The organism is Methylobacterium frigidaeris (genome assembly GCF_022179185.1).
Classification (GTDB): domain Bacteria; phylum Pseudomonadota; class Alphaproteobacteria; order Rhizobiales; family Beijerinckiaceae; genus Methylobacterium; species Methylobacterium frigidaeris.
On sequence record NZ_BPQJ01000335.1, the window covers coordinates 1 to 240 of the forward strand.

Genomic DNA, 240 nt, shown 5'->3' on the forward strand with positions numbered 1-240 from the left:
ACTTCCAGGAGGCGCTCGCCGCCCTCCTGGGCAAGGACGCGCCGAACCTGTCGCCAGCCGTCGTCACGCGGCTGACCGCGACGTGGGCCGACGAGTACACCCGCTGGCAGGCGCGCGATCTCTCGGCGCGCCGCTACGTCTACGTCTGGGCTGACGGGGTCTACCTGCAGGCCCGGATGGAGGATCAGGCCGAGTGCATGCTGGTCCTGATCGGCGCCACGCCGGAAGGCAGGAAGGAAC

Annotated in this window: 1 protein-coding gene; it reads left to right on the plus strand. The window is 70.4% G+C overall.

The window, feature by feature from the left end; all coding sequences use genetic code 11:
* The coding region (locus MFF64_RS37285; RefSeq protein ID WP_238194108.1) for a transposase at positions 1-240 on the plus strand (240 nt) is incomplete at both ends.